The organism is Okeania sp. SIO2C2 (assembly GCF_010692625.1).
Classification (GTDB): Bacteria; Cyanobacteriota; Cyanobacteriia; order Cyanobacteriales; family Microcoleaceae; genus Okeania; species Okeania hirsuta.
The window spans coordinates 15,218-37,652 of record NZ_JAAHGM010000035.1; the positions used below are offsets into that span (position 1 = coordinate 15,218).

A 22,435-nucleotide genomic window follows, 5' to 3' on the forward strand; every position below is an offset into this window, starting at 1 on the left:
GGCATTTATACCCGCGCTCTCCTCCTACCTCCTCTGTAATGCCAATTACTTATGAGGAGGAGACTCCTCAGGAGGAGACTCCTACCCTCATCAGGGCGACTTTTTCAGCAAGCCCTACTTAGGCTTAAATTTCATAGCCACGTTAATTGTGTGATTATCGTCTTGAGCTAGGTCTTCTTGTACCCGACATAGAGGGAGTTCTTCCTGTAATGTACCTAGACGGAGTTTTCCGAGCTGCAATAAGGTCAGCAAAGCTAACTTGTGGTGGTCGCCGTAGTTTGATCAAATCATTCTTAATAGATGCAGAATTCTGAGGTAACTCATTATTGATCTTAGTTACGGCTTCAGAAATACTCACTTGACTGTCACTATTGGGATATTGAAGCTTGAGTGCTTCACCTAACTTATTCGCAATTTTCCTTAACCCTTCTTGTGTCGTATCATTATACTCTCCAGGCTTAAACTTAATTAATGTACTCGTTGAAGCATCATTATCTAGAATGCCAACTTTTTGAATAGTAATATCATCTAACCCCGTTTGGAAATGATGTTCCATAAAAGCTCTTACTGGCCCTGGAATATTAGTGGGTGGTGTGATTCTATCGTCACTTAAGAACTTCCATTGTTTTAACTCTGTCTCAACGTTGAGTCGATCTTCTGGTCTTCCCTGACCTTTGAGCCAATCTGGTAAATCATTTGTACTTTGAGGAGATACAGTCCATGTCAAACCATCCCAATCAGCAATTTTAAAATCCTCGCCGTTAGGCCCTTTGGCTCGAATCATTGTTCCTGGAGAGAGTTGAGAGTCTGCTGTAGAATAAGTTGTACGTAGCATACCTGCATAGGATTGGTTACCATCACTTTGAGTACCATATCTGGGTTGATTCTTATCAGTATTAGGTGTCAGTTCATGATAAACTCCAGGAGTAGTAAGTTCTTTTGCCATTTTTTTGAGTTCATCATCGTTGCTTCTGTTAGGATCATTGGCGATCGCCTCTAGCCTTGCTTTCACTGTCGGGTCAAGAGGTATCCTAGCTTGCTTTTTAATCTCATTTGTCACTGGTGTAGTAAAATAGTAAACAAATGGCAGTGTGCGATCTCGACCATCTACAGACATTAAGTAAGGTTTAACCGTTTCTCCAGAACTATCTTGGTATTGGTAATTTAGTCCAAATTGTTCAATCGCATCTTTGGCAGATAAATTTCGCGAATACTCATTAAAGTGACTGAAACCACCCACTGTCATGGCTCCCGGCTCTGTTTTGACCAGATTGGCAATTTCGGTTTTAGAGATAACCTTCGTAGACATTTCCACACTCGAAGCGTTTTGCAAGCGAGTATAATTCTGATGAAGCAAACGAGTAACAATTTCTATATCACTATCGTTATAAGATTGTGTTTCCCTTGTCCTGAGGTCGTTTTGAAAAGCTTTTACTAACTTGTCACCGTATTGTTTAATTTCACTATCTGTTGCTTGACCTTTAGCTATCTTCTGGGTAGTTTCAAAGGGAACAGATATAATGTGACCATACTTATCCGCAATTTTCCGATATAGCTCAACATTTCCGCTGGTCTTATCTCTCCAGCCTCGAGCAATCTCAGTAAGCTTACTAATGGTGATTGCACCACGAGTTTTATTATTTCTGACGTAGTTGTCCATTTTTGCCAACAATAAAGGATTGGAATCCTGAAACAGTCTCTTGAACAGTTCCCTTTCATTGAATAGTCCCTTTTGTTTATTAGAAAAGTCTGGTACCTCTAAAGTAGCTTCTGAAAAGTCTAAATTTTGCCAACTAATAGGTCTACCATTATCGTCAGTCTTCAGCATAACTTTCTTCTTTTCTTTATCCCACTGCTTAATTTCTTCTTTAAGCCTTTCCTTCTCATCATCATTAGTGGCTGCCTTGAGTTTTTCTTCCGATAGCAATTTCTTGTTGTCGATCTCCTTAATTTCTTTAAGCGCTTCATCTGTCGGGTGATGAATAGTAATTTTATCAACCTTAGGATCATTTTCCAAAGGTTGCATCCGCTTGCGCAGTTCAGGTAATTCTACATTCCAGAAAACTGTGTATGCAGCAATATTTTTCGGGACAAAGACATGGACTTCACCCTCAGCCTTAGAAGCAAATTCTTTAGACATACTAGCCCAAACATTATATTGATTGTCCCATATATAACCTATTGCAGTATCTTCCTCATCTAATAGACCGGTAATTTTCAAGTTATCCAAAAGTTTACCAAGTTGTGTTTGATTGAGAGTTTGAGCATTTTCATCGGTAACTCCAGCACTTTTGATAATATCACTGTCATCAGCAGCAAATCGACCAATGGCATAGTTACTCCACAAGAGAGTTGAACCCCTAGCAGCTAATGAACTAAATTCTTGAATAAAATTAGATACTTCCTGGAGAAAGGCATTAACTAAGTCTTGTCTTCCTTTTCTGCGGTCTCGAGACTTGTTACGTTCATCTCCTTCAAAGTATTTACCATAAGTTCCAATACCTTCAATTCGATTATTGTATAGAGCTGTAACAAAAGTCCGAAAGTATTCGTCAGCTCCAGTTTGGTTTATTCCTCCATATGAGTATTCTTTAACTTTAGCAATAAAATCCTGCTTGTATCTCTCTGACATTTTGTCTAGAAAATTTTCCAGGGAAATAATTGTATTGTTGGCAGCGTTAGTGTCAGGCATGATTCTTAATCTCCTAATTAAATTGAAATTATCATATCAGGACTTACGCATGAGGAATGCAATTTCGACGTTTGAGATTGCTTTCCTGACGGACTGCTCCGCAAATGCAACTCGTGAGCAATGAAAGAAACAGGTTGTTTTGCGTAAGTCCTGATTATATAAAATCCGGATAATTACTATATCCAAGTCATTACTACTGGAACGGAGTGGAAGGAAGCAATCTCAGGGTTTTAGGAGATTTCTTCCTATTGTCACTGCGAACGACCATTCAACTGGTTGATATTTTGATACAGCAGATTCCAACTTGGCGAAGTACAAATATCGCAGACATTCCAGCCCACACTGGGAAAATTTAATTTTTAATATCTGTACTTCATATGCTTGGAATCTGCTGTAAGAACACAGCAATGCTATGGCCTTAAAATCTTACTTTTGACTTTTGACTTTTGACTTTTAACTTCCGTGAAACGGTATTACTAGGCATCCTCTGATAAACCGTAGTATTGCATCATGTATGCAATAATTTCTAGTGAGTGAGGCTGCAACTCTGGTAAATGCTCTGCCAAAGCATCCTGTACTGCATCGGCAAGCTGCACAAAATTATCTGTTTTATTCTTGACAAAAGGCTCTAATGTTTTAATCAGTTGCCAGTTGCTTTCAATATTCAATGCTCTTGCATCCTTAGCTAACTGAGAGGCAGCATCATCATTAAAATCTTGTAGCAGACGACTGACAAAAGTGACTCGGTGCAGAATCCGCCAGCAGGCTGGTTTTTTCTCAGTTTGCCTGGCTTCCCGTAGAGCTTGAGCATTAGGGTCGTTACTTTGCTCAATCCAGATCGGGTCTACTACTTTACCATAAAAGTCTTCAAAGTTTTCTGCTTTCGGTTCTAGGTAAAATGTCATAAACCGATAGGCATCAACCTTGCCAGGAACTTTAATCGGATTACCCTCAGTATCATACTGAAGCAAATAATCTACATAAGTTGACTCCCAATCTTTTTGGTCTTCAGGAACTTCATACTTGTACAAGTTGTTCTGGGGATTAACCTGAACTTCAAGTCGAAAAGATTGAGAAGTTTCCGCACTTTTAGATTGAGTCATATTCAGATGACCGCCCGTACTACCATTCAAATCAAATCCAAAAGAGCCAGCAGCAGATACATTCAAAGAAATACCGCCACCAAAATTGGTATTAAAAGAATAGGAACCACTACTTGATTCCTGCCTCACATCCATAGTATTTGTGGTTTCAGCATAGAATCCTCCATCTGCTGTCCAGACATAAGTATTAGCAATATTGCGAGTAGCAAATTTTTCTGGTAAACTTTGGTCTTTAGTCAGAGCATCAGCAAGACTACCAAAGGTGGTAGCAGCACCTAAACCTATTCCTCCAATAGGAATAGCACCAGCAGCACTGGCTAAAAGTCCAGCATTGGTACTCATTACATTTTTGAGAATACTATTGGATAGGGGTGAAGCATCGTAGTTATCATAATAATTTTTCAACTCTGCTGCTTCCCTCTCTATTTGTCGTTTCAGGGCATAGGTTTCTATAGGTTTAAAGTAGCTATATTCTCCATACTGAGTAGCCTGGGGATAATCGGGGTCAGTTTGAACGCTGCCATTGGGTTGATAACCAACTTTACCATCTAGGGTTCCCTGTTTAGTATAACGGGGGTTGATGGGGAACGAGATAATATTCCAATCCTTGGGAATATCAGGGTTGGGTTGAAAACGATAGGAAATCAGAGCTTTATTATGAGCTAAACGTAACGCAAAAACGTCTGCTGTTTCTGATTGCACCAAGGCAAATCCCTGATTATTAGGAACATACCGTTGCCCCAAGCGGGGATTAAGCATATTATTTTTATCTTCCCAATAACCTACTGCAGTTGCCCGCATATTTCTGGTTACAGTTCGCCCGCTAGTGATTCTGCTTTCATCAGTCCAACCTCCGGAAGATTGAAACTTGCCACTACCTAAGACCTTGAATTTTACTTGGGCTTTGAAGGAAACACCAAAACCAAGGGGAGCAAGTAGAGTCCGTAGGTCTAACTCTACACCTGTAGACATTGCTGCTTCAAAAGAAGAGTCAAAACCATTTTCTTTGGAACTGGAGAAATTATAATTGACGTCTTCTGCTTCAATTAATTCTACTGTGCTAGCTTGTTTGTAAGTGTCAGTGTCTCCGAGAGATATAGGACCAACGGTCATATTTTCACTGGGGATAGGTGGTGCCCCTTCGATGTAACCAATAATCTGAGGATCGAACTGTACCTGAGAGACCCATTCAGTAATCAAATTACCGATTTTGTAACCAGTAATTAATCGCCATTTACCATCTTTAATGTAAGTGTAGCAGCGTTTGAAGACTCCAGTTAGATTCTGCTGGCTATCATACTGCATATCGCCGTATTCGGTAACAGTAGGACTACTATCTATCTGAGCATTGAATACAGTTTGAACTGCTGCTAAGGCTGAACGCACTTGAGGGATATCGTCACCAATCGGAGCATCAGAAAAAACAGATGTAGGTTTGTTAGCATCTGCTCGTAGGATCAGATTATTTCCCATCAAGCTGCTGTCTTTCAACTCATTATCAAAAATTTCATCAAAGGTGTAATAAGCGATTAAGTCTTGCTTTTCTCCTTTGAGGCGAGTAAATACATTGTCGAGAATTTGCTCTTGGGTGCGTACGACTTTCCAAATTCGGACTTCTTCCATAATGCCATTAAAGCATTGATTGTAATCTGAAGGACCGCCACCAGCTTTGCGACCACCAAGGGTGAATTTAGAACTAATCGGGTACACCATTGAATCATTAGCATCTAATGATTCTGTTCCTAGGACAACACCATTACTATAAAGGAGAAACTCGGAAGCTTCCACATCTGGATTTTTACACCAAGTTGCACCTTTAATTTGAGCGTGGTTGCCTCCTTTGAAATCATTAGCTAGATTGCCTTCGTTTTCTTCTAACTGCCACCAAGCAACTAAACCTTCTTCCTGTCCGGTAATATTTTGATTAATTTCACCTTTTTCTAGTGCCCGACTCCAAAGCTTGACTTCGGAAATTTTACCTAGAAAATAACTCCCACCTGTTCTGCCAATTTCTAGGGGCTGATTATTACCTTCAGGATTAACAGCAGGTTCAATTACTTGACTGCATACCAGCAAACCGTCAATATACATTTTCAGTTCTAGCCACTGAGCAGTTCCTTGACCAGTGATGAATGTTGGTTCTTGGGAGGTAGTTGCAGTATCCTGCTCTCTCAAACCTTGCTTGAGGTTTTTACCTCGTTTTTTGGAAGCAACGTAATCAGCTTTCATTGCTTTGTCAATATCACCATCCTTACTATCAATATTTTCTGGTGTTATGTCTGCTATACCTCCAGTTCCCCAGGTATCCGGGTCTGCTCCACTGTCAGTAGCTTGAGTAACTTTTTGACGAGTAACAGCAATTTTGTGAACTACATTAGTCTGAATTTTGTTAGCAGGAGACGTTAATTTATGAATCCTGCCTTGACTGTCTTCAAAGGAGAAAGTCAGTTTACCTGCTTCTACTTGCAAAGCATAGGGTACACTTTCTTTTTCTAACCCAAAACCGATCTGACCTTTACTGAGAATACTGCATAAGTTGCTGTCACTCACCTGTACTACTGTTTCTATGGTTAAGTCTTCACAGAGATTAAGTGCCCGGTTTTTGCCACAATTGAGATAGTCGTTACCCATGAAATTCAGGGCATAAGATTGGTTGTAACTGGCAGCCAAATGATTCCAATTATTAATAAAAAATAGTCCTTTAGTATTGAGGTAGCGATCGCCAACTCCGGCAAATACTTTGTAGGTACTGATAGCAGAAGCAACATTGGTAGGATTACCATGTATCGTTCCATCATTGCCATTACCGCTATAGTCCTTGGCTGTTCCTCCTTCAAAGTGCCAGTAACCTACTAATCCAGATTCGTTACCACTGAGTCGGCGATTCATATCGGCTTGGATTTGTTCTTCACTACGAGCATAGTTCCAGATCCGAACTTCGTCAATTTTGCCATAATAATACACGCCACCATTAACATAGCTTCCTAATTTAACAGTTTTAACTGTTGGTAATATACTTGTTTTGCTATTATCGTCGTTCCAATGCCAAAGTTTACCATTGTAGTAAATTTTCATCTCTCCAGTATCAGCATTTTTGGTAAAAGCCCAGTGCGACCATTTATCTTTGTATTCAGCCTCGACGAAATCTGCTGGATCTGTATTTTGTCTCTCTGCATGCCTGTTTATTCGGTCTCCTCCACAATCAAAGTAGATATTCTTATCAGACCAAGGTAAGTGGACATTAAAAATTCGCTCATCTTGCTCGTTATAGGCTTCAATAAGACAAGTTGAAACAGGTAGTGTACTATCTCCATAAGCCCATAAACTAAAAGTTATCTCTTTTCCAGAAGGGATACTTTCAGGTGATAGCTGAATATAATCCCCATCTAACTCTAGTGCCGACATCAACTCTTGCTCTAGTAACCCCAGAGTATATTTACTATTCTTGGAGCTGTCATTATAAACTATTATTCGAGCTGCAGTGCTGACCACCTTGGGTTTAACCCATGCCTCCAAAGTTAGGTTAGCAGTAGCATCCATCTGAGGTATTTCATCCTCACCTATAGCTATATATTGACTTTGCCCATCAAAGTCTAAAGCCAAACCAGGAGCATCAGCTACCCAACGACAGGAAGGTGCCTCGCCCAAACTTGTGACTGCGCCATTGGGAATTGTGCCTGCGTTTGCCTCAGAATAAACCAGGAATTGTCGCGAGCCATATACTTTTTGTGAACTGCTACTGCTTTTTAGAGGAGGAGATTCAACATTTTGAGGATTACCATATATAGTGCCGTCATTGCCATTACCACTATAGTCTCTAGCTGTAAGTCCATCAAAATGCCAGTATCCTACTAATCCTGATTCTTTACCTGTAATTCGGCGATCCTTGTCGGCATTGATTTCAGCTTCGGTGCGAGCATAGTTCCAGATGCGAACTTCATCCATTTGACCTGAGAAGAAATCAGATTGCGTTGTTGAACCATCCCATTCTTGTCCTAAACTCCAAGGTTTACCGTCAATATTTCCAAGAAGTTTGGCTAAAGTAGTCTCATCGATTAATATACCATTCTCATAGATTTTTACTTCGGAACTTCCCTGATTTTCCTTGATCACTGCTGCTAGATGATACCATTCTCCGATAATTCTTTGACTGTTTTGAATAACATAATACTGGTTAATATCTAGAGCGATGCAGAAATGGCTTAACCAATAACCTAATAAGAATAACTTGTCTCCACTGTTAGTATTTTTCCCAAGAAAGCAATCTGAATAATAAGTAGTCTCAGATTTAATCCATAATTCAACTGTAAATGTGTTTCCAGGATTGAAATGTCCAATTTCCACATAATCAGTTGAACCATTAAACTCTAATGCCGCAGAAGTTAGAGAACTACTTTCATTACTGGGATAATCGTATAAAACCAAATAAACTGGAGTCTCTTCTTCTACATCTAGAGATGCACTGTTGACAGGAATACTACTGGATTTGACTGGAACTGCTGCACTCGTAGTAACTGTGGTCTCACCAATTCTTAATTTTGCACCTGCAGCTAGCTCCCGGTTTGTTGTTTCTGTGAGGGTAAGTTCGGTAACTTGACCAGATGTCGCTCCTACTTGTGCTAAATAGAGAGGTTGTGCTTGTCCGTTGAGAACTTTACTAAACATACGCGGGTCTCGTGGCAGTTCTGGCCAGGTTTCAGTAATCCCGGTTTCCGAGTTAGCAATAGTAACTTCACAGGTATCATCACTATTGCCATCACTAATCGTAATAGTGGCAGCGTTTGACTCGGCACCAACAGAACGAGCAATAAAGCGAACTTTTTTACCACCTAAATCAATGATTTTTTGAGCGCGGGCTGTTTTGGTATCGTAGTAAGCAGTAAAGAACTGGGTATTAGTTCCTTGGAAATAAAGAGCTAGTTTACCCATCGCACTATCAAATAGTTGGGGGGTATGGTTAGTATCGGCGAACGCTAGTAATGCTCCAGAAGAAGTCAAGCCATCAGAGTCCGTATGTAACAGAGCCATTGGTAATGATACTTGACCGTATAATGTTTCTTTTTTGCGTTCAAGTTCTTCTTGCTTGGTAATCAGGCTAGCTTGTTTTTGAGTTAGCTCTGCTGTTTTACTATCGAAGGAAGCTTTTTGAGTTTCCAATTCAGTGATTCTTATATTTAAGTCGCTGAGCGTATTCTTCAGGATCTTGATAGAAAGACTGATAGAAATAGGAATACTGAAATAAGAATTACTCGTCACATAATCCAAACCGTTATCCCTTTTTTCTTCCAAAGACTTTAAAGTAGATTCATTCTGCTGTTTTTCTTGATTTAATTCTTCCAACCCCTGAGTTATTTCTTCTAGGGATTGAAGCTCTTCCGTAAGTCCTTGAATCTCTCGTTTCAGTTGACTAATTTCCGTTTCCAAACTCCCAACTGCTGAAAAAGAGGTCTCGATAGAATCACCGTCAATATCTGTTCTATTGAGCCAATTCAAAGATAAATTATCCGGTATCTGCGCTAGTCTTCCTTCACGAGAAACAGCAAAATCTAATGCAGCAATATACTTCTTAGTAGTGGTTGCTCCATTAGGATCGGTTCCACCTGTAGCCACTGCCAACATCACACGAGCATTAGTTTTCATCGGCTTACTTTCTTGGTCGTTACCGATTTGAGCATCTTCTTGCTGGAAATACTGTACCACCGTTAATCCAGATTCAATAGTACGTCCATCAAATGAAAAACTATCCCGACTCACTCCTGGATGATTGCCAATAAGTGCATCTGACTCTTGCCAAGTTGCACCATTTATGGTACCGTTGTTAGCATTATCAGTTTGGTCATAAACTGTAGTATCAGTATTTTCATCAAATCGCCAATAACCAACTAATCCTATTTCCCTTCCTACCAAACGATGATGCCTATCCTCATTAATTTCATCACCACTACGGGCACGATTCCAAATTCGGACTTCATCTATACAACCATTAAAATTATCGGCATAACCTTTAGCTAGAAAAACATTCTCACTACCTGCCGTAGCAGCATCCTTAGTAATAATTTCTTCCCCTGCAAAAGCACCGTCAATGTACCACGTTAATGTCCTGCTCTGGAAATTCCTAACAATAGCAATATGAGACCATTCATCTCGCAGCAGTCCAAAATCACTCAAGATGCCTTGGAAAGTATCGGTATCCATACTGGCCTCACTAGGATTATTACCACCAGTACCATAATAATAGGATAGTTTACCATCTACCTCTAAGGTAATTGCCCCTTCACCGTTATAGGCTTTACAAAACAGACTTTGCCTGTTAGCTAAAGACAAGGGTTTGACCCACATTTCAATAGTCTGACTGCCTGTAATCTGTAATTCCGAGGGATTCCCTAAATCCACATAATTATCAGTACCATCAAAACTCAGTGCTGATTCTGCTGCACCCTTGGTATTAAGAATTGGTACTAACTCTTCATTGGTAAAAGAGTCTACTCCAGGACGACGTTGGAAAATGGCATTCTGATATTCTGCGTCAGGGCTAGTATAATAAATAGTCCCTTTAGTATTAAACAGACCATCAGTCGCCCGCTCAATATTAAAAGAGTCAATCTTGCTAGTAGCACTGTTATAAGTAAAGACCTGCCAGCGCTGAATATTAGCTACCTGGGTAGGTAACAACAGAACTTGGAAACGTCCTCCCTGAAGCTGCTGCACAAAGTCTAGTTCTTGGGTAGGCTCATAGAATGCTTTGCCTTCTATATCTTTTGCTCCCAGACTATCTTTACTATTAGCTGGTTGAGTTTTGTTGCGACTGCGCTTATAACGCACTTCCATCTTGGGTTGTAGTTGAGTACCTGCAAGAACGAAGCGGTCTAATAGTAGAGTATTGTTGACTAGGGGGACTTTATTGCCTCCAGAGAGAACAAATTCGGAGTTATCTCTGGTGGTATCTCCAGATGAGCCACCACCTTGGAGTCTGGTGAGTTTATAGACTATATTTGGGTCATTACCAGCAATAGACTGACGAAAGACGTAGATATATTGGTCGTCAGAAAGTACCTGGAAAGGCGCATCTTCTGTTAGTCTGGCTGTGGTTGAGAGGAAGTCGTCAATTTCGTCAAGGTTTAAATTTTCTGGCTTGTCTTCAGTTTGTGTTCCTTTCTTAACTGTGGGCATTCTAGTTGCCCCTACCAACCCATAACCAACTTGGCCTATTTCATGAGAAAAATGTAGTTTGCTCGGATTTTTTGACCAGTATTCTACATCTATTGGTCCTTTGTTTTCATCACTGTCACTGAGGTCAAGGACTGTGTAATAGATACGTTGTTCATTGTCCATAGCAAAGGCAATCACCGTACCTTTGTGTCGCACCAGGGTGGGATGTTTGTAGGTTTTGTCCTCATAGGATTTGAGGAAATTATCAAAAATTGTTTGGTTACTCATCTCAAAAAAATCGATAGTTTGGAAACTTTTTACCTTCAGCTATGAGTGAGGAAAAATTTAGCTTCTTTAGCATGAATATATAAAATCTTCTATGAGATTTTATTACTTTAATTATTTTTTAATAATTGAAGTAATTTTTATTACGGCGTGTCATCAATTAAAGGGGTTGACAAAATGGCTATTGTATGTAGTGAGTCGATGGCGATCGCTTTACAGCGGTTTTCATTTGGGTAGACCACAGTAGGGACGTTCCATGGAACGTCCCTACAAAGTTTGATGTGTGAAGATGTGGTTCATCAAGAGTGAAAAGCGCTGTTATACACCATTTTTAGGGACGTTAACGATAGTTATGTGTAAGTCCTGATGGTGTTACTGTTAGTTTTTGAGCTATATTTTGGGCGTTGGTAAATTAGTGTATGATACTAATCTTAATTACTTAGGAGTCAGGAGTCAGGAGTCAGGAGTCAACCCACCCCTAACCCCTCCCAGGAGGGGAAGAAAGAAGAAGTAAAGAGGAATAGAAGGAGAAAGTTTTTCGGGCAGCGTAAAGGTCACGGAGTTCTATAGCGCTCTTATGTGGACATGATATCATACCTCAAATTACCAACGCCATATTTTGAACTAATAAACCGTCTACCTGCGATAGAGCTAACGCCATGTTCTGCGATCGCAAATCCTCAACGTCAACCATACCCAAGTGACCTAAGTGATTCAGAGTGGGAAATACTCAAGCCTCTCATACTTGAACCCAGAGGGTTTGCTCATCCTATTCAAGTAGATTTCAGAGAAATTTTCAACGCTATATTTTATGTACACTCGTACCGAATTTCATCTGACTCCTGACTCCTAATTATTCAAAAATATCAATAATATCATGTTCGGATAATCAGTTATAAAAAAACTTGATCCCTTTTAACCTTTTCTTCCCTTCAGCATAGCTGCCTTCAGCATAGCTGCCTTCCTGACTCCAAAGTGTAAGTATTCAACCGAACATGATATAATCTCATGTTTCGATAATCAGTTATAAACAGGACTTACGCACCAAGCACCACATCTAGTAGGGGCACCTGCGGAGTATGGGAAGCAAACGGCCGTTCGCCCCTACAAATGGTGTATAATTTCCTTTTTTGCGTAAGTCCTGATCAAAAAACTTGATCCCTTTTAACCTTTTCTTCCCTTCAGCATAGCTGCCTTCAGCATAGCTGCCTTCCTGACTCCAAAGTGTAAGTATTCAAGCGAACATGATATAAATCTCTCAAATTAAATGCCTCGAATTTGATGACTGAGAAAGGTCGTCAATAGCTAAAATGAAATATAATTCTGAAATTTTTTGATAATTATGAGTGTAGTTAGCCAAGTTATTCTCAAAGCAGACGATGAATTACGTTATCCCAGTAGTGGGGAACTTCAAGCCATAAATACTTTTTTAAAAACAGGCGAGCAGCGCGTGCGTATTGCTAGCGTGCTTTCTGAAAATGAGAAAAGAATTGTAGACAAAGCTAGTCAAGAGTTGTGGCGCAGGCGTCCAGATTTTATTGCCCCTGGTGGTAATGCTTTTGGTCAACGGGAGCGTGCCTTGTGCCTCCGGGATTATGGTTGGTACTTGCGTTTGATTACTTATGGGGTACTAGCTGGTGATAAAGATCCAATTGAAAGTATTGGTTTGATTGGTGTTCGGGAAATGTACAACTCATTGGGTGTACCAGTTCCTGGAATGGTAGAGTCAATCCGTTGTTTGAAGGAAGCTTCTCTTGCTTTACTTGATGATGAAGATGTTCAGGAAGCTGCTCCTTACTTTGACTATATCATTCAGGCCATGTCTTAAAAAGCGTTTAGCAGTTCAGCAATCAGCGGTCAGCTTTTTAGAAGGGGTTAAACCCCTCCTAAAATTGAACGACTTGCTCAGTTGAGGAGCTTTGACCCAAGCTTTTCCGTTCCGGAATGCTCCGCAAACAGATACTTAATTCTATGCACAAATTTTAGGCTAATAGCTGATAGCTAGTTAAGTTTTTTTTGTTTTTTGTAGCTTTAATTCCCATCTAAGAAATTCTTGGATGGGTTTAAATTTTATCTAAATTTTGGCATTTATACCCGCGCTCTCCTCGTCGGGAGCGTCGGGATGAATGGCAATCAATGTTGCGGTTCTTACAAGGGTATGCTACGCTAAATAAAATTAGGCTGCTGGGCTAGCAGTTTCAGTCTGTGGAGCGACCGTAAGACCAGAAAGAGGTTTGGCCTCCTCAGCAGGTGCTACGAAGCAGAAAGTCCTGAGTTGCGAGGTTTAGGAATCCCGCTGTGCCCTTGTAAGCGCAACGTCGGGAGGATGTCAAAGCAGAAATCTCCTGCAAAAGAGGGAGTAGAGGGAAAGAATTGATAACTTCTATTCAGCAACTGTTACATTGTCCCTATCCATTATTTCCAAACTTCAGTCCTTTCCTCTTCCTTCTTCCTTCTTCCTTCTTCCTTCTTCAAATTACACCACCAGCGATCGCCACTAAAATTAATACCCCAAAAGCTAATCTATACCAAACAAATATCCATGTATCTTGAGTTTGTAAGTATCTAATCAACCAAGCGATTGCTATATAAGAAAAAATTATTGCAGATATAATCCCAGCAATAGTAGGTGCTAAACCCACACCTCCAAAACCCTCATCCAATAAAGTCTTAAGTTCAACCAAACCTGCTAAAGTAATCGCTGGAAGACCCAATAAAAAAGAAAATTTAGCTGCTGTAGCCCTTTCTAACCCCATAAATAGGCCACCTGTAATAGTTGAGCCAGAACGAGATACTCCGGGGACTAATGCTAATGCTTGAGCTAATCCCATCAGTATGCCATCTTTAATATCTAGTTGTTCAAAATTACGTTTTCGGCTGCCAATTCTCTCTGCTATTCCTAATAATAAAGCCATAACTATTGAAGCAATAGCGATCGCTACTGTGCTGCGCAACGGAGAGTTATCAAAATCTGGAATAAATATTTTGATCAATAACCCGAAAATTACTATTGGCAAGGTTCCCAGAGCAATGCCCAATGCCATTTTGAAATCAGGGGACTGGTAATCTGATGTGACTAGAGATTTGTATGCACCTGTCGTGATTTTTGTCAAGTCATTCCAGAAATACCAGACAACCGAAACAATACTACCTAATTGAATAACGGCAGTAAAAGCCACACCAGGGTCTCCCCAACCCAGGGCAACAGGAACAATTTTGAGGTGAGCCGTACTACTAATGGGTAAAAATTCTGTTAACCCTTGTACCATCCCTAGAATAACTGCTTGAAAAATATTCATTTGTGATAGCTGCTCAGAGGTGGAAACTGGGTCCAAAGGCAATGATTGGCCTACTTTGTCGTCTAAAGATATAAAAATTAGGGCGCTGACAATAACAGCAAATAAGAATTTCATTAAGTAGGGTTTTAAGTAGAACTATTAATCGATTATAGCATCAGAAGTATCACCACTTTTTTGAGTTTTGAGGAGTGAAAACTCTTTATTTCATAGGATTTTTGTTTATTATTAACTCTTCCTAAAAAATCCCCTAGGAGGGGATAAAATACCTATTATTATCAAAGATGCCCCTGGAGGGGATAATAAATGTGATATGTTAAATTAGATAAACTTAAGTAAAAAATATTAAAAATATCTTGTTGAATAATACTTTGTTTGCTAGAGTCACAATGCTTTACCCAGAAAAATTGGGGACAAATTTATTTTTCGGCGTTGCTGAAAAAATTAGAATCAGCCAAAAATGGGCTGTGTTTTGTGCTGCCATATTTCTAGTGTCAGTGCCAGTCTTTTTTCAAGCTCCAATGGTACGTCAACTACCTTGGTTAAGTTTGGCGATGACAGGGTTTTGGTTATGGCTAAGTTTAAAACTACTAAAAGATAGACATACCCATATCTGGGGCGATTTATTATTAGGATTTACTTGGAGTTGGTTCACAGGCTCAATATACTGGGGTTGGCTACGACAGGAACCACTCCTCCATTTACCAGTTGAGGCGATATGTGTACCTTTTGCTTTATGGTGTTTGGCGCACAAAAGAGAAATGATAGGTAACTGTTTTTACCTTGGTTCTCTACTAGGTACAGCAGTTACAGATGGATACTTCTACATAACTGGTCTTATTCCTTATTGGCGACGATTAATGATAGTTGAACCAGATATGGCCTTAGAAGTATTCCAAGATGCTTTAACTCAAGTATGTACTTCCTGGGGAATAATTTGGATATTTGTTTTGGTGGGAATTCTATTGCTTTTTGGTCTTGTACCTTTGCAATCAAACAAGTTATACTTTTGGACCTTTGGAGCAGCAGTATTAAGTACAATTTTAGTGGACAGTCTATTTCTATTAGCTGCTTGTTTAGCCTAATACTAAGTAATATAGTCAGAGGGGGTGCAATAGAAGAAGAAATTGGTAATAATCCTCTAGAAACCTATGCTATTTTAGGGGCAATCAGTTGATTAGTGATATATTAATGCTGACCAAAAGAGAATTCACACAAGTTTAGAGCTTGTGTTACCATGAGTGCCACTGTCGTGACTTTGCAACCTCCTCATATGATCCTTCGTACCGAAGCAGGCGATCGCTACCTACCTCTAGTAGGAAATAATTGTTGGACTATTGGTAGAGGTAGAGATAACACTTTTGTCCTGACTGATAGATGGATATCCCGCAACCATGCCATGATACAACAGATGGACAAAGGAGATTTTTATCTGATTGACTTAGGCAGTCGTAATGGTTCTTTTGTAAATAGTCGTCGTGTGAGTATTCCTGTAATTTTAAAGGATTCTGATCGCTTAGTATTTGGTCAAACAGAACTAGAATTTAATTGTCCATTACTAGGTCTGGACAAACAGTCGGGTATAGATGGTGATTCTCAAGATTTTACAGCTACCTTGCATGTTCGTCGCCTAATATCAGTGATGGTAATGGATATCCGAGATTTTACAGTACTGACTAGAAAACTGGACGAGAGAGTATTGTCTGAAGTTATTGGTAGTTGGTTTCGGCAGGCAGGGGATATTATCAGGAAGAATGGAAGTTGGGTGGATAAATATATTGGTGATGCGATTATGGCTGTTTGGTTTCATGGAGCTGAGGGAGTTAGTAGTGCAGAAATGATTCGTATTTTTCAAGCTCTCAAAGATTTATATGAAGTAACAAGAGAACTAAGTAAAATCTACCCTTTACCGTTTCCTTTAAGAGTAGGAGCAGGAATAAATACAGGTTATGCAATGGTGAGTAATGCTGGTAGTAGTGAACGCTCGGACTATACTGCTTTGGGAGATACTGTAAATGCAGCATTTCGCCTAGAATCATCTACTAAAGAAATTGGTATGGATATTGCTTTGGGAGAAGGTACTTATCAGTATATTTGCGATTTAGAAAATGTGCATCAAATATTTAAGCAGTATCAAGTAAATCTGAAAGGCTATGATAGTTCAACTATTACTTATGGTGGTACTTTTAATAATCTCAATACTTTTTTGGGCAAAAAATTGTTCTCTGCAAAAAATCAAAATTTGTTTTAGATCAAATCAACTATAACTTTTTACAGATCATAACTACATGGTTTTTCAATCCATATAGTTACGATCTGTCAAGCAAAAGCTTAGATTGTAGATGTGCCAAGTGTATAAACTCAAGAAAAAACTTTGTATAGCGCTGTGCGCAGGCAACAGCTCCGGAAAGCAACAGCTCCGGAAGGGGGAATAAAAGGCTGATAATATAAGACTTTTAGCTATTGGACACCTCCTGTGATTTGTAAATATGCCAGCGCACATTGCTATAGTTTAATATCCCATGAGACTTCTGACGATGGGACATATCAGCTGATCGTTAACATCAAAAGGCTTGGAATTAACTTCAATACAGCATGATAAGATAACTGAGGGAAAAAGCAAAAGTAGCTGTATGGTACACTCAACCTTCTATAACAATGGTGATTTAGCTGCTGCAAAAGTAATTGAAAATAGAGGGTTAATAACTGTAGGGTGCACTGTCAAAGAAAAGCGCACCGCCTGCGAGTCAACGGTTTCTGATGCGTAAAGACGGAGCAAGAAAGTTTGTGGAGATGGTAGTAGCGGGAGTACCACTCAACTTGTTTGATTTGTTACCTAGTCCGAGAATCTGTGTTTCGCTCCGCGACATTAAACGCGTAGCGTTGCGTCAGCAAAACAAGAATACCCCGTTATCATCTTTGATTTAACGGCGGGAGTGTCAAAAAAAAGGTTAGTTTAAGCCGTAGAACCTGATAGGGTATAGTGAATATGGCTTAATAGTCTATGACTAAATTTGTCTTGTTGGACAAAAATATATCTCCCAAAGTTTCTATAGGATTAGAGGAAGGAAGAGATAATTTGCGAGACGTTTAAGCAGTGGAAACCGACAAGTAGAAAAATTATTTTCATAGACTTTCTGAGTCTGGAGAATAGTAAACTGTATCATGCAGTCGTTACTTGATTAACCCACTAACAATTAAGTAAACTGTAGAAATTTAAACAGTTTAATTTTTACCGTTAGGTACTTAAAAAACTGTGTATATCAATAAAGATGAGGAGAAATAGAATAATGAAACAAATAGGCTTACTGCTAGCAATATTAGGGTTATGTCTAGGTTGTGTAGGATTAATGCCATACCATCAAGCTTATGCAGGTAACTTAAGTTTAACTGTATGGCCTTCAACGTCAATTCTAGCAGTAGAATCTGGAAGGGTTAACAAGGCAGACAGAAAATTAGGAGAGATTGGAGAGAAGCTCGACCTTAACAATAGTCCTTTACGAAGCTTTCGGAAATACCGGGGAATGTTCCCAACTATAGCTGCGAAGATAGTAGATAATGCTCCTTACAAAAAAGTAGAGGATGTACTAGAAATTCCCGATCTAACTGAAAGACAGAAAAAGCTTTTAGAAGCTAACCTTGAAAATTTTACAGTGACTCAAACTGCTGATGTATATAATGAAGGTGACTTCAGATTGAATACTGGTTCATACGACTAAGATTAGCATAGACTAAACTCTCAAACATTAGTCAATTTTCAATGTTGCTATGTAATACTTGAGTACTTGATTAAATATTGGAAATTACCAATTGATTGTTGAAGTTAAGTATTAGAAACTCTACGGGTTAAAACCGTATTTATTCTACTTGTGTCGGTGTTGCGAAATAAAAGAAGTTTAAATTAGGTGAATTTATATCTAATTTAAGCTTCTTATTAAGTTGAAGGTGATACATAATGTCCTAAAATTATACAGCACAATCATTACTGAAGTAGATAGGATAGATAATCATGCTTATAATAAAAACACAGGGTTCGCTGATCATCTGCTATACAAACAGCGATTCCAAATGCTAATTGAAGAACCCCAAGGAGTTGAGCTATGGGTAACATCAGGAGTATGTCAATTGCTTCAAGTTTCTAGAGTTTAGTTTTCACATTCAACAATTAATAATTAACAATTAACAGTTATCTCTTCTTAAAAAGAAATATCAATGACTTTTCTCCTTATCCTTTAAAAGGATAGACTTCAAAGCTGAAATTATTAATTATTCGGTAAACTAATATTAGTTTTGATAAAATGCCTGATATACTTATTAACCTCAGCGATTAGTTCTTAAATTTATTGTTTTCAGACTAACTGATATTATCGATGCGTTTTAGAGATAAATTGAAAAAATTACGACATGAATTATTAAACTTAATTAACCCTAAAGTTTTAATCACGACCAGAAATAAACATAGTAGATTAACCCTATAGATAGCTATTTAGTATTTAAATGAAAAAGAGGTAATATTAGAGCTGATTTATCAAGTAAATATTAAGAGGCTGAATTCCTTGGAATACAAGGGTTTTGGGATTTATAGCCCAATATACCTAAATCCCTGATAGTTAGATTACATAAGGATTTTAGCTAGGTTTACAAATAAGCTCTTAGAACGCCCCTCCACCTTTTTTACTGTCTCCAGATGTACCATTATTGTCTGGTGTATATTTTGCAAGATATAGATGATTTTAAAAAATAGGTATCAACATCTGTGTAAGTCTGATTAGAGCTATAGTAATTAATACCAATACTGGTTCCCACTGGTACAATATGGTCTTCTAATTTAAAAGTTTGATTAATTGTGTTGCGAATTTTGTCAGCCACTCTGGAAGCTCCTATTTGTCCTGGAATACCTGGTAAAATCACAGTAAACTCATCACCTCCAAGTCGGGAAACTGTATCACTTCCTCTTAAGCACCCTGACAATCTTTGTGCTACTAATTTTAATAATAAGTCTCCTATATTATGACCCAGGGTATCATTAACAGCTTTAAATCCGTTGAGGTCTAGAAATAGTAGACCAACCATTTATTCATTCACATTTGCCCACTCAATAGCTTGACTTAAACCCTCATAAAATTGCTTACGATTAGGTAATCCTCTGAGGGGATCGTGATTAGCTTGATGATGTAAAGAATCTCCTAAAAGCTTTAGTTGATCATTATCAATCTTTAGTCTTGTTGCTGTTTCCTTCAGGTTTTCCTCCATTTTTTTTCATTCGGTAATATCTCTAATTAGGGTTTGCTGAAAAAGTATGAGTGGTAGGGTAGGGGTAGGAGACAGGAGACAGGAGACAGGAGACAGGAGACAGGAGACAGGAGACAGGAGAAATTGGAATTTATAGGAGGTAGGAGCGGGCGTTTTGTAAGAATGATTTTTCTGCCCAACTATGCGCCTAAAATACGCTCCATGCATGAGCATAAAGAGGTGAAAAATTTGCACTGCAATTCGACTCCAAAAATTCTTTAGTCTTTATATGTCAATGCTTTTAGATTTAATCAGCAAGCCCTAATTACTCCTACTAAAAATAGATTTCCTGTGGCATCTTGATGAAGAGTTCTTTTCGTAGCAACTATGTGAGTAATTCCACGGTAATCTGTCAAATATTCTTCATTTTCTTGCTGTTGATTAGTTTGAAATACTAACTCATCTTGTTACCAAAATATATTAGCTTCATTTTGAGCAAATAATTCGTAATCTGTTTTGATGAGTAGATCGTCTACAGAATAACCGAGAAATTTACCATAAGCTTCATTCAAAACAATGCGACGATGATATTTATCCTTGACAAATATAGGGTCAGGAATTGCATTAATAACTGACTGTAGAAATTCTGTAGATCTCTGCCATTCTTCTTTTAAGTGAGGACGAGCTAATTTTATATCTGCAACTTCATATTTATTACTTTCAAAATAGTTTTATAAATTTTATATGAATTGACATTATACTTAACTTTTATGAGTGTCTATGTAACTAGAGTTACTCAAACCATTGCCCTGTTTAATACCAAATTAATAAAAAGTTACTATAGAATAAAAGTTGAATCACAGTTAACTACAAATAAATAATGAAAAATTAATAAATTCATAATTATGTGCAGCCTTAAATAGAATTGGTATTAATATAAATTCCTCATGTTATAATTAAAGCTACTATACCAATAGTAATTCTATTTATAGAAAAAAAATAGATCTACAGCTTAACTAATTAGATAATATTCAGATGAATAGATTACCTAAAAAGAATGTAGAAGCGATACATTAAAAATATATAACTTCACTAATTTTAATAGTAGCTATCCAGATTAGATAATTTCTATAAACCACAATTTTAATTGCTAATCCCAACATTAATATCTACGTCTTAACTACATTAAGTCGGAACATTTTATTAGTGTCTAGATTCACGGCAAAAGGTAAATCTTTATCATCATTAAATATAAATATAAATATAGGTCAAAAAACTCCATAGGTTGAGCATACCAAATATTTCAGTATAGAGACTAATTAAGACTTCTGAATCATGATCATTAAGGCCAACTATTGTGGTACATATTTAATAAATCATCAAGTATATGATGTGGCTAATGTTGTCGCTCCTTCTCTTGTCACCCACACAAAGGCACAAAGTTAAAAATATTAACTTTTAACTGATAATTTGTAACAGATGACTGATAATTTGACTATAGTGCCATAGACTCTTTAGTACACTTATGGTGGCGATCGCCACCATAACTTCACTTGACCACTGCTTTAATCCATAGGTTAGAGTTTCGGTGAACCATAATTTACATTTATATTTTTGATTCCTAATTTTTTAGAGGAGAAGGCCAATTTTTAGTTTCTTTTTGCCAATTTTCATTATCTTGTCTCTGATTCGATAAACTTCGCTGAGTAGCTTCCACAAACTGACTCACGCGAATAGGATCTATCGGTTGGTCTATTTGACCATGTCGCTTCAGCGAGCTAGATACAATAACACCATCTACAGCTGGCATCAAGGTAGAAATATTGTTCCAGTTAGCGCCACTGCCGATAAATATAGGTGTATCTGATGCTGCTGCACTAGCTAATTTTAAATCTTCCAAGGTAGGGGGACTTCCAGTAGTCCAACCGGAGAGAATTATTCCATCAGCTAGACCACGTTCAATTGTTTCTTGGACAACTGTAGTTAAATTGGGTTCACCCAATGGTTGGGCGTGTTTGACTAGAACATCTGCAAAGATTTTGACATCACTACCCAATTCTCGACGATAGCGTAAAAGTTGATGTGCTTTTCCTTCAATTAACCCTTGATCCGTAGACATAACTCCGGTTAGGACATTAACACGAATAAATTGGGCCTGCACACAGGAGGCGATCGCCATCGCACTTTGGCCATCATTACGCAAAACGTTGATTCCAATTGGTAGGGAAACCAAGTTCATAATCTTTTGTACTAATAATGTCATGGCACTAACTACGGCCGGGTCAACTTGGTCTTTGACAAAAGGAGCATCAAAAAAGTTTTCTACGATAATGCCATCTACACCACCTGATGCAAGGGCTGTGGCTTCTCTTTCTGCTCTACTAATAATAGCTTGGAGGTCGCCTCCCCAACGGGGTGAGGTTGGCAGAGGCTGTAAATGTACTACCCCAATGATTGGATGTCTGGTTTTAAATATTTGCTTTAAGTCCACGGGTTTACCTGAAACCACGGTTATTTGGCAATAACATAACAGAATTTACATGAGAAATTATGGCCTAGGATATATCTATTATCTAGACTCTGCTACTATATTGTCAATTTTTGGTCATCATCATTTTAAAGCTTTATCTGCAATGGTATCTCTGGAAGGTATGTATAAGTATTTGTAGGGTGGTTTG

13 protein-coding genes are annotated in these 22,435 nt (G+C 38.5%); 6 read left to right on the plus strand and 7 right to left on the minus strand.

Going from position 1 to position 22,435, the window contains the following annotated elements:
• Positions 1 to 154: 154 nt before the first annotated feature.
• Together F6K18_RS23545 and F6K18_RS23550 are read right to left on the minus strand one after the other, a co-directional pair.
• The gene (locus F6K18_RS23545) at positions 155 to 2,692 is read right to left on the minus strand and encodes a hypothetical protein (RefSeq protein ID WP_287524666.1); all 2,538 of its coding nucleotides are present in this window, start codon (positions 2,690 to 2,692) and stop codon (positions 155 to 157) included.
• Positions 2,693 to 3,168: 476 nt separating this feature from the next.
• The gene (locus tag F6K18_RS23550; RefSeq protein WP_287524668.1) at positions 3,169 to 11,232 is read right to left on the minus strand and encodes a LamG-like jellyroll fold domain-containing protein; all 8,064 of its coding nucleotides are present in this window, start codon (positions 11,230 to 11,232) and stop codon (positions 3,169 to 3,171) included.
• Between the two features lie 1,339 nt (positions 11,233 to 12,571).
• Between F6K18_RS23550 and F6K18_RS23555 the strand changes: the two genes are divergently transcribed.
• The gene (locus tag F6K18_RS23555; protein WP_124144190.1) at positions 12,572 to 13,057 is read left to right on the plus strand and encodes an allophycocyanin subunit alpha-B; all 486 of its coding nucleotides are present in this window, start codon (positions 12,572 to 12,574) and stop codon (positions 13,055 to 13,057) included.
• A gap of 643 nt (positions 13,058 to 13,700) precedes the next feature.
• Here F6K18_RS23555 and F6K18_RS23560 read toward each other — a convergent pair.
• Positions 13,701 to 14,528 (minus strand): undecaprenyl-diphosphate phosphatase, encoded by an 828-nt coding sequence (locus F6K18_RS23560; protein ID WP_287524671.1) that lies wholly within the window; start codon positions 14,526 to 14,528, stop codon positions 13,701 to 13,703.
• A 353-nt stretch (positions 14,529 to 14,881) separates the two neighbouring features.
• Here F6K18_RS23560 and F6K18_RS23565 point away from each other — a divergent pair, with 353 nt between their 5' ends.
• The 5 genes from F6K18_RS23565 (at position 14,882) to psbU (ending at position 18,244) form a co-directional block, all read left to right on the plus strand.
• Positions 14,882 to 15,610, plus strand: coding sequence for a DUF3120 domain-containing protein (locus tag F6K18_RS23565; protein ID WP_353735146.1), 729 nt, complete (start codon positions 14,882 to 14,884; stop codon positions 15,608 to 15,610).
• A gap of 152 nt (positions 15,611 to 15,762) precedes the next feature.
• Positions 15,763 to 16,776, plus strand: a complete 1,014-nt coding sequence (locus tag F6K18_RS23570) for an adenylate/guanylate cyclase domain-containing protein (RefSeq protein ID WP_287524674.1) — start codon at positions 15,763 to 15,765, stop codon at positions 16,774 to 16,776.
• A gap of 382 nt (positions 16,777 to 17,158) precedes the next feature.
• Positions 17,159 to 17,293 carry a hypothetical protein gene (locus F6K18_RS23575; protein WP_287273382.1) on the plus strand — a complete coding sequence of 45 codons (135 nt, stop codon included), beginning with the start codon at positions 17,159 to 17,161 and terminating at the stop codon, positions 17,291 to 17,293.
• Positions 17,286 to 17,453 (plus strand): hypothetical protein, encoded by a 168-nt coding sequence (locus F6K18_RS23580; protein WP_287524677.1) that lies wholly within the window; start codon positions 17,286 to 17,288, stop codon positions 17,451 to 17,453. The genes F6K18_RS23575 and F6K18_RS23580 overlap by 8 nt, the downstream gene beginning before the upstream one ends.
• Positions 17,454 to 17,815: 362 nt before the next feature.
• The gene (gene psbU / locus F6K18_RS23585; protein WP_287524680.1) at positions 17,816 to 18,244 is read left to right on the plus strand and encodes a photosystem II complex extrinsic protein PsbU; all 429 of its coding nucleotides are present in this window, start codon (positions 17,816 to 17,818) and stop codon (positions 18,242 to 18,244) included.
• 976 nt (positions 18,245 to 19,220) lie between these two features.
• Here the strand turns inward: psbU and F6K18_RS36800 are convergent.
• From F6K18_RS36800 to btpA, 4 genes are all read right to left on the minus strand, one after another.
• On the minus strand, positions 19,221 to 19,598 hold the full coding sequence (locus F6K18_RS36800; protein WP_353735147.1) for a GGDEF domain-containing protein: 378 nt from the start codon (positions 19,596 to 19,598) through the stop codon (positions 19,221 to 19,223).
• Positions 19,599 to 19,778: a GGDEF domain-containing protein gene (locus tag F6K18_RS36805; protein WP_353735148.1), complete on the minus strand. Its 180-nt coding sequence runs from the start codon at positions 19,776 to 19,778 to the stop codon at positions 19,599 to 19,601.
• A gap of 446 nt (positions 19,779 to 20,224) precedes the next feature.
• Positions 20,225 to 20,452, minus strand: coding sequence for a PAS domain-containing protein (locus tag F6K18_RS36810; protein WP_353735149.1), 228 nt, complete (start codon positions 20,450 to 20,452; stop codon positions 20,225 to 20,227).
• A 926-nt stretch (positions 20,453 to 21,378) separates the two neighbouring features.
• Positions 21,379 to 22,248 (minus strand): photosystem I biogenesis protein BtpA, encoded by an 870-nt coding sequence (gene btpA, locus F6K18_RS23600; protein ID WP_124144229.1) that lies wholly within the window; start codon positions 22,246 to 22,248, stop codon positions 21,379 to 21,381.
• Between the last annotated feature and the right edge of the window lie 187 nt (positions 22,249 to 22,435).

What these genes read in the sequence shown, in the direction of transcription:
- F6K18_RS23545 (WP_287524666.1), bottom strand. Translation starts at nt 2,692, where the DNA reads ATGCCTGACACTAACGCTGCCAACAATACAATTATTTCCCTGGAAAAT.
- F6K18_RS23550 (WP_287524668.1), bottom strand. Translation starts at nt 11,232, where the DNA reads ATGAGTAACCAAACAATTTTTGATAATTTCCTCAAATCCTATGAGGAC.
- F6K18_RS23555 (WP_124144190.1), top strand. Translation starts at nt 12,572, where the DNA reads ATGAGTGTAGTTAGCCAAGTTATTCTCAAAGCAGACGATGAATTACGT.
- F6K18_RS23560 (WP_287524671.1), bottom strand. Translation starts at nt 14,528, where the DNA reads ATGAATATTTTTCAAGCAGTTATTCTAGGGATGGTACAAGGGTTAACA.
- F6K18_RS23570 (WP_287524674.1), top strand. Translation starts at nt 15,763, where the DNA reads ATGAGTGCCACTGTCGTGACTTTGCAACCTCCTCATATGATCCTTCGT.
- F6K18_RS23575 (WP_287273382.1), top strand. Translation starts at nt 17,159, where the DNA reads ATGGTACACTCAACCTTCTATAACAATGGTGATTTAGCTGCTGCAAAA.
- F6K18_RS23580 (WP_287524677.1), top strand. Translation starts at nt 17,286, where the DNA reads ATGCGTAAAGACGGAGCAAGAAAGTTTGTGGAGATGGTAGTAGCGGGA.
- psbU (WP_287524680.1), top strand. Translation starts at nt 17,816, where the DNA reads ATGAAACAAATAGGCTTACTGCTAGCAATATTAGGGTTATGTCTAGGT.
- F6K18_RS36800 (WP_353735147.1), bottom strand. Translation starts at nt 19,598, where the DNA reads ATGGTTGGTCTACTATTTCTAGACCTCAACGGATTTAAAGCTGTTAAT.
- F6K18_RS36805 (WP_353735148.1), bottom strand. Translation starts at nt 19,778, where the DNA reads ATGGAGGAAAACCTGAAGGAAACAGCAACAAGACTAAAGATTGATAAT.